This is a genomic window from Pseudomonas sp. GL93 (assembly GCF_003408955.1).
Lineage (GTDB): Bacteria > Pseudomonadota > Gammaproteobacteria > Pseudomonadales > Pseudomonadaceae > Aquipseudomonas > Aquipseudomonas paracarnis.
The window spans coordinates 11967-26549 of sequence record NZ_NKRF01000050.1 but is presented as its reverse complement, the minus strand read 5'-3'; the positions used below and the strand labels follow the sequence as shown (position 1 = coordinate 26549).

Below are 14583 nucleotides of genomic sequence, written 5' to 3'. Positions count from 1 at the left end.
GGTTTCATCCACCCAATACGTGGTGGGGCAACAGTCAGCTTTTTTTGCAGTCGGCCAAGCCCGTCCTCGTGACGGGCTTTTTCATTCTGGCGAGCCATACTTGCCCATTCGCCCAATCAAGGAAACCCAACTGGTGCAGGTTTTGATCCAATGGACGTTGAAGCTGGTGTGCCTGTTGTGGTTCACCCAGGTGCCCATGAGCCTGGCCGCCGTCAGCCTGCCGTTCAAACTGGTGCCGGCGTTTATCGCGCTTGAGCCTATGCCGCTGGCGCCAACGGAGCAGCAGTGGTTGGCGGCGCATCGGACATTGAAGGTGGGCATCTCGATAGATGACTACCAGCCGATCGACATCACCCGCGACCGCAATCGCTACCAGGGCATCAGCGCCGATTACTTGAGCCTGGTCGGCGCGCGGCTGGGTGTGCCCATGCAAGTACTGGGCTTTTCCGAGCGCGCCCAGGCGGTTGAAGCCCTGCGTAACGGCACCATCGACATTCTCACCAGTGCCAATGGTTACGAGCGTGACGTACCTGGCCTTCAGTTCACCCCGGACTACATGCCCGATCGTTCGGTGGTGGTGCTGCGTCGCGACGATACCCAAGGCGACGATCTGGCCGGCAAGAAGCTGGTGTTGCTCGACGGCTACGCCAACGTGCAGAAGGTTCACGCGGCGTATCCCGACAGTCACATCATGCTCGCCCCCAACCTCTACAGCGGCCTTGAAGCCTTGAAGCAGGGCGACGTCGATGCGTTTATCGGCAACGAAGTGATTGTGCGCGCCTATAAATCGCTGCGGCCTTACCTGGGGTTGCAGATCAAGGAGCAAAGCCGGCTGGCGCCCATCGGTTTTGCCTTTGCCACCCGCCAGGCCGATCCGTTGTTGGGGGCCATGATGACCCGCGCGCTGGCAAGCCTCGACGAGTCGGTCCAGCGCGAAATCCTCGCGCGCTGGACCACCGGGCTCGGCGTCGGTATCAGTGGTGAGCGCGTTGCGTTGTCGGCGTCGGAACAGGCCTGGGTGCGTGAGCATCCCCATGTCGTGGTGGTGGCCCAGCAGATGTCGCCTTACATTTTCAGGGACAAGGACGGCCAGTGGGTTGGCTTGAATGTCGACCTGTTGAATCGCATCTCGCGCATGACCGGTTTGCAGTTTGTCTATGAAGAGGTGGGTTCTACTGCGCAAACCCTGGAATGGCTGGAAACCGGCCGGGCGCAGATGAACACGACCCTGGCTGTGAATCAGGAGCGCAGTGCGCTGCTCAACTTCAGCCATGGTTTTGGCGGGTCCGGCTGGGTGTTTATCGAACGTGCCGATGCCGCGCCCCTGACGGGCTTGAACCAGTTGGACGGCAAGGGGCTGGCATTGCCGGCGCGCCACGTCATGGAGAGCCAGATTCGCCATGACCATCCGCGTATCAAGGTGCGCCTGGTGGACAATTACACCCAGGCCCGTGAGTTGGTGCGACGAGGCGAGGCCGCCGCCACGATACAGACCGAAGTGGAAGTGCAGAGTTACACGGCGGATGGCCTGCGTATCGGCCGCAGTGTCGATGGCAAGTGGTCGTCCAACTGCCTGTCGGTGCGCAAGGACCAACCTGAGCTGCTGAGCATTCTGAACAAGGCCCTGGAGGCGTTGCCGGTGGCTGAGCTGAGTGCGTTGCGCCTGCGTTGGATCGGTGCCGTGGCGATCCCGCTGCCGGCCTGGCAACGCGTACCACCCTGGGCCTATTGGACGGTGGCCACGGCGCTGCTGTTTGTGTTGGTGTCGCTGGTGTGGAACAGCCGGCTCAAGCGCCAGATTCGCCAACGGCTGGAGGCCGAGCAACGGCTCAATGACCAGTTGGCGTTCAAGCGCGCACTGCTCGACGGCATGCCCAACCCGCTGTTCGTCCGCGACCTGGACGGGCGCCTGGTGACCTGCAATAAAAGTTATGAACAGCAATTGGCGACCCGGCTGGAGCTGATCCAGGGCCTGACGCTGATGGAAAGCAAGGTCGTACCCGACGCCACGGCGGCGCGCCTGCACGAAGGGCACATGGAGCAATTGGCCACGCAGCAGCCGATGTTTGTCGACCGGCAATTGGAACTCAACGGCGGCAGTTATCACGTCTATCAGTGGACCGTGCCCTTTTTCGACGCTCAGGGCCGCTTGCAAGGGTTGCTGGGCGGCTGGATCGATATCAACGAACGCAAAGACCTGGAGCGCCAGTTGATGGACGCTCGCCAGGCCGCCGACGAAGCGAACTACGCCAAAAGTGCATTTCTATCGGCCTTGAGCCACGAGATTCGCACCCCCATGACCGCCATCATTGGCTTGCTCGAACTGGAGCAAGAGCGTTGCCTGGCAAGCGGCCAGCCGGTTTCCGAGGCGCTGCAGGTGGCCGATCGTTCGGCGCGCGAGTTGATTGCGCTGATGGGCGACAGCCTGGACTTGGCCAAGATCGAGGCCGGCCACTTGCAACTGGCGCCACAGACCACCGAGTTGAAGCGCTTTTTCGAGGGTATCCAGAGCCTGTTCGAAGCCACGGCGCAAAAGAAGGGCCTGCATCTGACCCTGGCGTTTGATCCGGCTGCTCAGGGCTATTACTGGTTCGACCCGCTCCGGCTACGCCAGGTTATGCACAACCTGTTGGGCAATGCGCTCAAATTTACCGAGCGGGGCGGGGTTCACCTCAGCGTGACCTGCCAACGGGATGAGACCGATACCGAATACCTGCACCTGTGCGTCAAGGACAGTGGCCCGGGCATCAGCGCCGAGCAACAGCCGCGGGTGTTCAAGCCGTTTACCCAGGTAAGCGCCTTGACCGCTGCGCAGCATGGAGGCACCGGGCTAGGCCTGAGTATCTGCAAACAACTGGTGGAATTGATGGGCGGGAGCATTCACCTCGACAGCGTGGTGGGCGAGGGGACAGTGGTGTGCATTGACCTGCGCCTGGACCGGGTCAGCACCGATGATGTGCCGGCAACGCCCACCGCGACGTTGTCACCGACGGGGCGTAGCCTGTCGATACTGGTGGTGGATGATTTGGCGGCCAACCGCCTGGTGCTAGCGCAGCAGTTGCAGTTCCTCGGTCATCAAGTGGTCGCCCTGGAGTCGGCCGAGGCCGCGTTGCAACGCTGGCGTGAGCAGCGGTTTGACGTGCTGGTCACCGATTGCCAGATGCCCGGCATGTCCGGCTATGCCTTGAGTGCGGCGATACGGCGCCTCGAAGCCGAGGAGCAACGGCCTCGCAGCGCGCTGGTGGGTTGCACCGCGAACGCCATGAAAGATGAACAACGCCGCTGCGAGGACGCCGGTATGGATGAACTGCTGGTCAAGCCGGTGACCCTGGAACACTGGACCCAAGTGCTGGCACGCGTGGCGCCCCAGCGTTCGTTCGATATCGAGGCCCTGCGCACCATGACCCAGGCCGATGGCCCGGTGCTGCAAAGCATGTTGCAGGAACTGGCCAAGAGCCTGGACCACGAACACGAGGTATTGGCGGGAGCCCTGGCCGAGCGCGACGTGACACGCTTGAATGCATCGCTGCATCGGCTCAAGGGCATTTGCTCGCTGGTGGACGCACTGCCACTCGCCAAGGCCTGTGTTGCCCTTGAGCAGTGCGCCCGTGAACAGCGCGGCGCCGAGCTTGAAGAACCCTGGTTGCGCTTGTCCGAGGTGCTCAAGGCGTTTCGTCGCGACCTGCGACCCTATCTGGATGCGTAACCCAGCCTGTATGCCGATCAGCCAAGCGAACGCAATGCTCAAGGCAACGAAGATCAAATGTGGGAGCTGGCTTGCCTGCGATGGCGGTAGTGCTGTAACAGATGTAGCGACTGACACACCGCCTTCGCAGGCAAGCCAGCTCCCACAGGAGATCTGCGCTTGACCGACAAGGCTTGCCCCTCCCACATTTAAGGAAACTTTTAGGACACGTCCTATGGGACACGGCGCAGCGTATGGCTACTGTGCAGGACTTTCCCTGCACCGACACCTTTACCCATGCGATCCCTGAACGTCCTGATCCTCGAAGACAACCCGTTTCAACTGATGGCCCTGCACCAGATGCTCAATGCCAACGGCGTGTTCAATGTACGGGCCGCGGAAACGGTCGAAATCGCCCGCCAATCCCTGGACAGCAAAGGCCCGGTGGATATCGCCATCTGCGATCTGTACCTGGAGCAGGGCGATGGCCTGGCGTTGATCCGTGAGTTGGCGGAACGCCGCCTGGCCCAGGTGTTGATCCTGCTCAGCAACGCCGAGCCCGACGTGCTGGAAGGCGTGGCGAACATGGCCCGCCAATTGGGGCTCAAGGTCTTGGCGTGCTTGCCCAAGCCGGCCTCGGCCAAGCTGATCGGGCAAGTACTGAGCGATTGTCAGGAGCACTTGCGTCCAGGGCCAGCGGTGCTGTCCTGGGAGCGCGTCCGTCAACTGCTGAGCTTGAGCGAGCGGGAACAACTGCCGCCCTCGGCGGATGTCAGCCAGGCGACTATCGCAGCCTGTGGCAGGGTCTGGTACCAGCCCATCGTCAGTCAGGCCGGTGTGTTGCAAGGGGTGGAGGCGCTGGCGCGTTGGCAGTTGCAGGACGGTGAGCTATTGCTGCCTGACGAGTTCCTGCCGGTGCTGGAGTTTGCCGGCATGGAAGAGGCGTTTACCTGGCATGTGCTGGAGCAGGCGCTTGGCCTGGCGAACCAGGTGATGGGCGAAAGCGGCCGAGTGCTGCCGGTAGCTGTGAACATCCCCGGGCGCATGCTGGAGCGCGAGCACTTCCCCCAGGTGCTGCAAGGTCTGCTGCAGCTGCACGGTGTGCCCGCCCATAGCCTGACCCTGGAGCTGGTGGAAACCTCGACATTGAAAACCGACAGCGCCCATGTCACCGGCTTGTTGCGCTTGCGCATGTTGGGTTGCCAGTTATCCATCGGCGACTTCGGCATGGGCGGCACCAGCCTGCAGCATTTGCTGGAACTGCCTTTTACCGAGCTGAAGATTCCCCCGGCGTTTGCCTGTGGGATGGCCAATGATGATCGCAAGGCCGCTGTGGTGGCGGGCGCCATGAGCATGGCGGCGCGCCTGGACGTTGCCGTGGTGGTCACCGGCGTGGAAACCGCCGCCGACTATCACGCCGTGGGCGAACTGGGCGCGGCGTGGCTGCAAGGCTGCTTTATCGCCCGGCCGATGGAGGCCGCGGCGCTCAAGCAATGGATCGCATTTCAGGCTAGGCCAGCCCGTGTTCCTGCACGTAAATAAACAGGGCGGCATCGTTGACCAGCCCCAGCTTGCGCATGGCGCTGACTTTTTGCGCGCTGACGGTCTGCTTGCTGCGATGCAGGTGCGCGGCGATCTCGCCCACCGTCATGCCACTGGCCAACAGGCGAATCACCTCCAGTTCCCGGGGTGACAGGTGCTCCTGGGAATGCAGGCGATCAACGCCGACTTCCCCGGCCAAGCTCAACGCCTGGCGGATGGTCTGGGCCACATAGGTACGTTGCTGGCGCACCTGGCGGATCGCCTGGGGCAGCTCATCGGCCAGGCTGGCCTTGCTCAGCAGGCCCATCACACCCAATGCCAGGATGGAGTGAAACAACCCGGCATTGTTGAGCATGGTCACCACCACAATGGGCAGGTGCGGATAGTGCCGGCGCAGTTGCTCGATCAAGCGCAGCCCGTCGGCCTGGGGCTCGACGGGCATCATGAAGTCGGTCACCACCACATCGCAGGCACAGTGCTGCAACAACGCACTGAGGGCCTGGGGGGAATTGGCCTCGCCGACGATGCTGATGTGCGGGTCACGTTCGAGCACGGCGCGCAGGCCAATCAGGAAAATCGGGTGATCGTCGGCAATCACGATACGCAAGGGCGGTTCAGACGCAGCTCTCAAGGCAGGCTCCCGGGACAATCCAGGGATTCTAGCCTGTGAACTGTTGTTTTTTCTCTGTCATCTTTTCCGTGCATGCTCGTTTTCCTCAAGCAGTGGATTACACAAAAGGTAGAACTTTCTGCTTTGAGCACGGGTCACTTGAATGTCAGCCTCTTCGTGACATTTTTGTTTTTCGAACCTTTTTCGAATGATTGAGTGGTGATCGAGATGGAAAGTATCAACCTATTGCTCAGCCAAGCACTGAGCCCTTATCAGGTTACGCTGACCTCTGCCGGTATGCGCGACGACTGCCTGGTAACCGTGAAGAACCCCGGTGGCGCCATCGTGGTTGAACGTGAAGTCGATCGTGCGCAATTGAGCGACAAGCGCGCACTGGTGGATGTGGTGGATTGCCTGCTCCGCGACCTGAAAATTGCCGAAGGGCGCCTGGAACCTTCAGTCATCGCTGCCTTGCGCAACGCCTCCCAAACCCGTGGCGGCGCACTGGCATGAAACATTATTTTTCTTCGGAACCTTCCTACAAGGTGGTCAGTCAGAGTTTGTAACAGCAAGAGCAGGCATTGTGCTCCGGTGTTTGTCGCTTGCTGTGCGGGTCTTGTTGTAGACCACGTTTAACCCCGAGTTGTCTCCCCACTGCTCGGGGTTTCTTTTTGCCTGGGAATTGTCAGATCGCGCCATCCTCGCGCAGGCGAGTGATAGCCGCCGCGTCGTAGCCGAGGGCATTGAGCACCAGGCTGTTGTGTTCACCCAGCTGCGGGCCGACCCATTCGCAACTGCCTGGGGTGTCCGAGAGCTTGGGCACGATGCCGGGCATCTTGAAGTCCTTGCCGCCCGGTAACTGCGCCTTGAGGAACATTTCCCGGGCCAGGAATTGCGGGTCGCCCAGCATGTCTTCGGCGCTGTAGATACGGCTGGCGGGCACCTCGGCTTTATTCAGTTGCTCAATCACCTGGTCGAGCGACAGCGAATTGACCCAGCGATCAATCACGCCGTACAGCTCATCGCGGCGAGCGTCACGCCCGTCATTGCTGGCCAGTGCAGGGTCGTTCGCCAAGTCGTCACGGCCGATCACCCGCATGAAGCGCTTGAAGATTGCATCGCCATTGGCGCCGATCTGCACATGCTTGCCGTCTGCGGTGGTGTGGATCGAGGACGGGGTGATGCCGGGCATGATGTTGCCGGTGCGCTCACGGATAAACCCGAACACATCGAACTCGGGGATCATGCTTTCCATCATGGCGAAGATGGCTTCATACAGCGCCACATCCACCACTTGGCCCAGGCCGCCGTTGACTTCGCGGTGACGCAGCGCCATCAGCGCGCCGATCACCGCCCACAACGCGGCGATCGAGTCGCCGATGGAAATACCGGTGCGCACCGGCGGGCGGTCCTCGAAGCCGGTGATATAGCGCAAGCCGCCCATGGACTCGCCCACCGCGCCAAACCCCGGCTGGTCCTTCATCGGCCCGGTCTGGCCGAAGCCCGAGAGGCGCACCATCACCAACTTGGGGTTGAGGGCGTGCAGGGTTTCCCAGCTCAGGCCGAGTTTCTCCAGCACGCCAGGGCGGAAGTTTTCGATCAGGATGTCGGCGTCGGCCAACAGCTGCTTGAGAATCGCCAGGCCCTCAGGGTGCTTGAGGTTGAGGGTCAGCGACTGCTTGTTGCGCGCCTGTACGAACCACCACAGCGAAGTGCCTTCATACAGTTTGCGCCATTTGCGCAGCGGGTCGCCGCCGTCCGGGGATTCGACCTTGATCACCTCGGCGCCGAATTCGGCGCAGATGCGTGAGGCAAACGGGCCGGCGATCAAAGTGCCCAGTTCGATGACTTTCAGGCCGGCAAGTGGTTTGGCAGTGAGCGACATGGGGATCCTTACAAGCGCGGGACGATGATGTACTGCTTTTTAACATAGGCGAGCCGCGCGGATGCAGCGCAGTATTCGTTCAATGCCCTCGCCATCGGTTAGACTGGCCGCCTTTCCTTGTCTTTAGAAGCCCGTTCATGGCCCAGCCGTCCACGACCTACAAATTCGAACTCAACCTCACCGACCTCGACCGCTCGGTGTACGAGAGCGTCAAACAGACCATCGCCCGCCACCCTTCGGAAACCGAAGAGCGCATGACCGTGCGCCTGCTGGCCTACGCCCTCTGGTACAACGAGCAATTGGCGTTCGGGCGTGGCCTGTCGGATGTAGACGAACCGGCCCTGTGGGAAAAAAGCCTGGATGATCGGGTTTTGCACTGGATCGAAGTCGGCCAGCCGGATGCCGACCGCCTGACCTGGTGCTCGCGCCGCACCGAACGCACCAGCCTGCTGGCCTATGGCAGCCTGCGCGTGTGGGAGGGCAAGGTGGTGCCGGTGGCCAACAACCTGAAAAACGTGCACATCGCTGCAGTGCCCCAGGAAGTCTTGGAGACCCTGGCCAAGGACATGCCGCGGGTGATCAAGTGGGACGTGATGATCAGCGAAGGCACGATCTTTGTGACCGATGACCGTGGCCAGCATGAAGTGCAACTGCAATGGCTGGTTGGCGAGCGCGGTTGAAAAGGTGGGAGCTGGCTTGCCTGCGATGGCATCCACTCGGTGTGTCTGATGTACCGAGTCGTATGCATCGCAGGCAAGCCAGCTCCCACACTTGATCTTTGTTGCGTTCAATATCTGTGTTTAACCGATGTATTAGAAGAGAAGCGCCCGTCACCCCATGCGTATCGATCCCCGCCCATTGCCTGCCGTCCTGCCTTTTCTCGGTGAACTGCCGCCGCTGTTGACCCGTCTCTACGCCGCACGCGGGGTGCAATCGGAAGCTGAGCTGGACAAGAGCCTGGCGCGGTTGATTCCCTACCAGCAGCTCAAAGGGATCGACGCGGCGGTGGACTTGCTGGTGACGGCCCTGGAGCAGCGCCAGCGCATCCTGATCGTCGGTGACTTCGACGCCGATGGCGCCACGGCGAGCACCGTGGGCACCCTGGGCCTGCGTTTGCTCGGCGCGGCCCACGTCGACTACCTGGTGCCCAACCGCTTCGAATACGGCTACGGCCTGACCCCGGAAATCGTCGCGGTGGCGCTTCAGCGCGAGCCGCAGTTGCTGATCACCGTGGACAACGGTATCTCCAGCGTCGAAGGCGTGGCGGCGGCGAAAGCGGCAGGGTTGCAGGTGCTGGTCACCGACCACCACTTGCCCGGCGATGAACTGCCGGCCGCCGATGCCATCGTCAATCCGAACCAGCCGGGCTGCGGGTTTCCCAGCAAGGCCCTGGCCGGGGTCGGCGTGATCTTCTATGTGTTGATGGCCCTGCGGGCACGGTTGCGCAGCCTGGGTTGGTATGACAACAAACCCCAGCCGAACATCGGTGAACTGCTCGACCTCGTGGCCCTGGGCAGCGTCGCTGACGTGGTGCCGCTGGACGCCAACAACCGCATCCTCGTGCACCAAGGCCTGGAGCGTATTCGGGCCGGTCGAGCGCGGCCGGGGATCAAGGCGATCCTCGAAGTGGCCAAGCGTGATCATGCGCGTATCACCTCCACCGACCTGGGTTTTATCCTCGGCCCACGCCTGAACGCGGCCGGACGCCTGGACGATATGAGCCTGGGCATCGAATGCCTGCTTACCACCGACTTCGCCGCCGCGCGGGAAATGGCCGCGCAGCTGGACGGCATGAACCAGGACCGTAAGTCCATCGAGCAAGGTATGCAGCGCGAGGCCCTGGCTCAGCTCAAGGACCTGCCGGTGGAGTCGATGCCGTACGGTCTGTGCCTGTTCGACCCGGAGTGGCACCAAGGGGTGATCGGGATTCTCGCGTCGCGTATGAAGGAGCGTTATTTCCGCCCGACCATCGCCTTCGCCGATGCCGGCGATGGCCTGCTCAAGGGCTCTGGACGCTCGGTGCAAGGCTTTCATATCCGCGATGCGCTGGCGGTCGTCGCCAGCCAGCATCCCAACCTGATCACCAAGTACGGCGGCCACGCCATGGCGGCGGGGCTGACCTTGCCGGAGGCCAACTTCCCATTGTTTGCGCAAGCCTTCGATGCCGAAGTGCGCCGGCAATTGCGCGAAGAAGACCTCACCGGCCGCCTGCTTTCAGACGGCACCCTGGCGGTGGAAGAGTTTCACCTGGAACTGGCCCGCGCCCTGCGCCATGCCGGCCCGTGGGGGCAGCACTTTCCCGAGCCGTTGTTTCACGGGGTATTCCAGTTGGTGGAGCAGCGGGTGGTGGGCGAGCGGCATCTGAAAGTGGTGCTCAAGAGCGAATGCGGGTCGGTGAAGCTCGATGGAATTGCCTTTGGGGTAGACCGTGAAGTGTGGCCGAACCCGACGGTGCGTTGGGTGGAGTTGGCCTACAAGCTGGATGTGAATGAGTTTCGTGGCAATGAGACGGTGCAGTTGATGATTGCCCACATCGAACCGCGCTGATTATTAGCAACACCACACATCAAAAATGTGGGAGCGGGCTTGCTCGCGAAAGCGGTGGATCAGTCACAGCAGCATTGACTGACATTCCGTATTCGCGAGCAAGCCCGCTCCCACATTTTGTTTTATGTGCGGCTCGGGATTACTCGGCTTTGGCCTGATGTTTGACGATAATATCCACCAAGCGCTTGGCCAGCGCCGGATAGTTTTCATCGAAGTGATGCCCGCCCGGCAGCTTCATGGCTTCGCCCACGGCGGTCTTGTCGGTGCAGCCACTCTCGTCGACTTCTTCGGCGCCGTAGATGCATACGACTTTCTCAGGCGGCAGCTTGGCCATTTCCGGGCCGGTGGCGGCTTCTTTGCCGGCGTTGCCCAGCCAGCCTTCCACTTCGATTTCAAAGCTGCCGGTACGGGCGAAGGCCAGCAGGATGATCGCGTCTACCCGTTGCTGTTCGTTCTCTGGCATACGGTTGTAGATCGCCGGCAATACATCGGCGCCGAACGAGTAACCGGTCAGCACGAAGCGCTTGGTGCCCCACTTTTGCCGGTAGTGTTGCATCAGCTCGGTGAGGTCCTTGGCGCTTTGCTCCGGCGTCTTGTGCTGCCAGTAGTAGCGCAGGGTGTCGATGCCGACGACCGGGTAGCCGATCTTCGCCATCTCGCCGGCCACGTCGCGGTCCAGGTCGCGCCAGCCGCCGTCACCGGAGAGGAACAGGGTCACGGTGTCCTTGGCTTGGCCGGCAGGCACTTCCACCACCGGAATCGCCAGGCCGCCGTTGTCCGAACCGACCAGTTGCTTGCGCAGTTCGTTATTCAGCACCTGTGGGTAATGAATGTCGTAGTCGCTGATGCTGGTGGTGGCGCGCGGTGTGTCGCGTACGAAACTGGCGCTTTCATCGTCGGGGTTATCGTTCCACGCCACCAGCCAGCTGCCATGGGCGGCGGTTTTCGGCAGCGGGTCGTTGCAGCCTTCCTGTTTCAGGGCGAAGCCCACGGAGATGGCGTTGGCCTTGTCGTCGTTCTGGGTGGCCAGCCAGCGCCAGGCGAGTGCGGCGCCAGGGCCGATGCCGCTGACCAGGGTCGCGGGGCCTTTCAGCTGGGCCAGGGCGCCTTGCAGGGCTTTCTCCTGCAACGCGCAGTCATCTTTTGGCAGCACCACCTGAACCAGTTGCGCAGTACCGCCCTGGCTCAGGGCAACCAGTTGGCTGTCGGTCAGGGTTTCGTCGGCCATCACCGCCACGGCCACGCGGGCTTTTGCGTTGCTGGCCGGGGTCACTCGGGTCATTACCGAACCGTCGGCCTGGGGCAAATGCTCCAGGGTCGGCTGCGGGGCAGGGCGGTTCCAGTACCAGAAGCCGCCCGCCGCGATCAGCGCGAGCAGCACCACTAAGGCCAATACATACCGCCAGGAGCGTCGAATCATCAGCGTTTCACCAATCCAGTCAAGCCGCCCGCGATCAGGGCGGCGGTATCGGCCAATGCCACCAGCGGATCCAGTCCTGCGGGCACGGCCATGTAACGGGGTTCCCAGTCGGGCTGGAACTTGTCTTTGAAGCGGCGCAAACCTTGGAAGTTATACAGTTGCTCGCCACGGCGGAACACCATCGAGCCCAGGCGCTGGGTCAGCGGTGCGCCACGGCGCGGTTGCAAGCCCGACAACGGCACCATGCCGAGGCTGAAGCGTGCGTAGTCGTGGCTCTTATAATGTTGAATCAGGCCCACCATCATGAACTCCATGGTCAACTTGGGCGCGTCCGGATGGGCACGCATCAGGTCGAGGCTGGCCAGGTCGTGATTGTAGGTTTCGAGCAAATTGGCGAAGGCCACCGGGCGCCCTTCGAAGCGAATGATCGCGATACGAAAGTGCTTGAGGTAGTCATCGCTGAAACGGCCAAGGGAGAAGCCCTTTTCCCGCACATTCTTACCTGTAAGCCAGGCATCGGAGATGACTTTTAATTCATCCATCGGCGCCTTGCCCGGTTCGCAGATCTCCAGGGACAGGCCGTCCCGGGTGCCACGGTTCCAGGTGTAGCGCAAATCCTTCATTTCTTTGCCCTTGGCTTCCAGGTCAAAGCGTTTCAGGTCGACGCGGGCTTCTTCACCCAGTTTGATCGCGGTGAGGCCGATGTCCATGTAATACGGCAGGTTCTCGGCGCGTACCTGGTAGAACACCGGGCGGGCGTGGTGAATGTCGCACAGATCGCGGAACTGCCAGATCATCTCGGCGCGCGGTTGGGTCGGGCCGATCGGGTCGTACAAGGCCACCAGGCTACGCCCGCGACGGGCATACATCAGGAAGGCTTCATCGTTGGGGTGAAACAGCAGCGCCTTGTCGCCGGTGAGCGCCAGGCCACCGTCGGGTTGGGACGAGGCCATCAGGATCTTGCTGGCGCGCTCCAGTTCTTCCGGGGTCGGCAGGTGAATGACCGGGCGTGCCGTGCGCAGCAGCCAGGTCAGCGACACGATCACCAGCAACACGGCGGCGCCGAGCAGCGAACGCAAACCACGCGGGGCGTTGGCGTCGAGGGTGAACTGCCACCAGAGTTGATGGCTGTAGGGCACGTCCTGGTAGGCAAACAGCAGCAGCCAGATCGAAGCGCCGAGCACGCAGACACTGGCCACCAGGTACAGCGGCGAAAACGGCAGCTCGGTCAGGCGACTGGCGCGGTAGAACGAGCGGCGGAAGATGGCCAGCAGCACTGCGGTCATGGTCATCAGGCTGGCTTCTTCCCAGTCGAAGCCTTTAAGCAGCGAGAGCAGGGCACCGACCAGCAGCAATACCATGGTCAGCATCCAGGCGGCCGACAACCGCCGACGCAGGCCCTGGGCGAGCAACAGGCACAACACGCCGATCAGGCTGGCACCGAAGTGCGACGCGTCAATCAGACGATGGGGAATCAGGAAGCCGATGTTTTCCAGGCGTGAGTCGATCTCTGGCGTGGCGCCGGAAAACAGCAGGACCACGCCGGACAAAAAACCCAGGACGGCCAATACGGGCGCTGCCAGCCCCGACGCTACCCGCAGGCTTTGCTGGGTCTGGAACAGGCGCTGGGCCTCGTTGACCAGCAGGAACACACAGGCGATCAGCAGCGGCAATACCACGTAGATCATCCGGTACAGCAGCAAGGCGGCAGCCAGGGGCGCGGCACCGAGTTTGTCGGCAAAGGCCGCCAGCAGGATCGCTTCGAATACACCTACGCCGCCCGGCACATGGCTGAGCACACCGGCGGCCAGGGCCAGCAGGTACACCAGCAGGAACGGGCCGAAGGGCGGTGCTTCCGGCAACAGCATATAAAGGACGGCAGCGGCAGCGGCTACGTCCAGTGCGGTGATGATCAGCTGCAGGAAGGTCAGGCGGCGGCCCGGCAGGCGCAGGGTGCGACGCCCGGCCTTGACCAGCAGGTTATCGGGGTAGGGCTGTTCCGGCAGGCGGCGGCGATAAATGCCGATGCACAGCATGGCCGACAACACCAACACGGCGCCGGAAATCCCCCCGAGCAGGCTTTGCGGTAAATGCAGGTAAGTCGAGGCCGCCGGCAAATTGCTCAGTGTCGCCAATGCGGCCAGTGGCGGCAGGGCGCAGCCCAGGGCCAGGCTGGCGAACACGGTCATGTGCGCCACTTCCGATGCGCCGATGCCGTGGCGTGCATATAAACGGTAGCGCACCGAACCGCCCGAGAGCATCGACAAGCCAATGGCGTTGCCGATGGCAAAGGCGGTGAAGCCGCCCAGGGCCAGGGTCTTGGCGGGGAACTTCACTCCGGCATAGCGTGCGCCGGAAAATTCATAACCGAGCAGGATAATGAAACCTGCGACTGCCGCTGCAAACGCACCGAGCAAGGCTGGCTTGGGCACTTCCAGAATCGAATCGTGGAGTGCGTAGAGATCCAGTTCCAGCAGCAGGTGCCGGCAGGCGATCAGGGCGATTGCAAACAACAGCAGCGTTACGGCCAGGCCAATGGGCTGGCGATACTTGCTCAACAAATCCAGCCATCGCAAGCGGGTAGGCGTGATCGGTTGTTCTGCTGTGACGGTGTCTTGTGGTTCAGACGAGTTGGCGCGCATCAATCACCTCGTGGATTGTGCGCGACAGGATGGAGGTATCCAGCCAAGTTACCAATCCCTATGGACAAAATAATTACAAATATTAACGCGGATCGCCGGGGGCGGCGACTGCGGCCATTGGTCGTAGAGGGGTAGCGCTTGAGCATTGAGCATAGCGTGCAATGAGATGGACTCTGCAAACCGTCTACGGTTTCATGAAAGATGCCATGCCATTGTTTCAGAAGAACTTTTTCGCCAGATACAAAAAAGGCC

9 protein-coding genes are annotated in these 14583 nt (G+C 61.8%); 5 read left to right on the top strand and 4 right to left on the bottom strand.

Going from position 1 to position 14583, the window contains the following annotated elements; genetic code table 11:
* Positions 1-133: 133 nt before the first annotated feature.
* A complete protein-coding gene (locus tag CER19_RS08105) occupies positions 134-3706 on the top strand; it encodes an ATP-binding protein (protein WP_116666051.1) in 3573 nt (1190 codons plus the stop codon).
* A 276-nt stretch (positions 3707-3982) separates the two neighbouring features.
* The gene (locus CER19_RS08100) at positions 3983-5227 is read left to right on the top strand and encodes an EAL domain-containing protein (protein WP_116666047.1); all 1245 of its coding nucleotides are present in this window, start codon (positions 3983-3985) and stop codon (positions 5225-5227) included.
* Here CER19_RS08100 and CER19_RS08095 read toward each other — a convergent pair.
* Positions 5196-5858, bottom strand: a complete 663-nt coding sequence (locus CER19_RS08095; protein WP_116666046.1) for a response regulator transcription factor — start codon at positions 5856-5858, stop codon at positions 5196-5198. The genes CER19_RS08100 and CER19_RS08095 overlap by 32 nt on opposite strands.
* Positions 5859-6065: 207 nt before the next feature.
* Here CER19_RS08095 and CER19_RS08090 point away from each other — a divergent pair, with 207 nt between their 5' ends.
* Entirely contained in the window at positions 6066-6350 is a 285-nt protein-coding gene (locus tag CER19_RS08090) for a DUF3509 domain-containing protein (RefSeq protein WP_020301357.1), read from the top strand.
* A gap of 172 nt (positions 6351-6522) precedes the next feature.
* Here CER19_RS08090 and CER19_RS08085 read toward each other — a convergent pair whose 3' ends face one another.
* Positions 6523-7722: a CaiB/BaiF CoA-transferase family protein gene (locus CER19_RS08085; RefSeq protein WP_116666045.1), complete on the bottom strand. Its 1200-nt coding sequence runs from the start codon at positions 7720-7722 to the stop codon at positions 6523-6525.
* A gap of 137 nt (positions 7723-7859) precedes the next feature.
* Here CER19_RS08085 and CER19_RS08080 point away from each other — a divergent pair, with 137 nt between their 5' ends.
* Both CER19_RS08080 and recJ read left to right on the top strand, forming a co-directional pair.
* Positions 7860-8402 carry a YaeQ family protein gene (locus tag CER19_RS08080; protein WP_003193952.1) on the top strand — a complete coding sequence of 181 codons (543 nt, stop codon included), beginning with the start codon at positions 7860-7862 and terminating at the stop codon, positions 8400-8402.
* A gap of 157 nt (positions 8403-8559) precedes the next feature.
* Positions 8560-10269, top strand: a complete 1710-nt coding sequence (recJ, locus tag CER19_RS08070; RefSeq protein WP_116666044.1) for a single-stranded-DNA-specific exonuclease RecJ — start codon at positions 8560-8562, stop codon at positions 10267-10269.
* Between the two features lie 139 nt (positions 10270-10408).
* On the opposite strand, the gene CER19_RS08065 is transcribed toward recJ, so the two are convergent.
* Together CER19_RS08065 and mprF are read right to left on the bottom strand one after the other, a co-directional pair.
* Positions 10409-11689: a virulence factor family protein gene (locus CER19_RS08065; RefSeq protein WP_116666043.1), complete on the bottom strand. Its 1281-nt coding sequence runs from the start codon at positions 11687-11689 to the stop codon at positions 10409-10411.
* On the bottom strand, positions 11689-14331 hold the full coding sequence (gene mprF, locus CER19_RS08060) for a bifunctional lysylphosphatidylglycerol flippase/synthetase MprF (protein WP_116666042.1): 2643 nt from the start codon (positions 14329-14331) through the stop codon (positions 11689-11691). The genes CER19_RS08065 and mprF overlap by 1 nt, the downstream gene beginning before the upstream one ends.
* Between the last annotated feature and the right edge of the window lie 252 nt (positions 14332-14583).

Excerpts from the sequence above, each read along its gene's own strand:
- CER19_RS08100 (WP_116666047.1), top strand. The coding sequence starts at position 3,983 with ATGCGATCCCTGAACGTCCTGATCCTCGAAGACAACCCGTTTCAACTG.
- CER19_RS08090 (WP_020301357.1), top strand. The coding sequence starts at position 6,066 with ATGGAAAGTATCAACCTATTGCTCAGCCAAGCACTGAGCCCTTATCAG.
- CER19_RS08085 (WP_116666045.1), bottom strand. The coding sequence starts at position 7,722 with ATGTCGCTCACTGCCAAACCACTTGCCGGCCTGAAAGTCATCGAACTG.
- CER19_RS08080 (WP_003193952.1), top strand. The coding sequence starts at position 7,860 with ATGGCCCAGCCGTCCACGACCTACAAATTCGAACTCAACCTCACCGAC.
- recJ (WP_116666044.1), top strand. The coding sequence starts at position 8,560 with ATGCGTATCGATCCCCGCCCATTGCCTGCCGTCCTGCCTTTTCTCGGT.
- CER19_RS08065 (WP_116666043.1), bottom strand. The coding sequence starts at position 11,689 with ATGATTCGACGCTCCTGGCGGTATGTATTGGCCTTAGTGGTGCTGCTC.
- mprF (WP_116666042.1), bottom strand. The coding sequence starts at position 14,331 with ATGCGCGCCAACTCGTCTGAACCACAAGACACCGTCACAGCAGAACAA.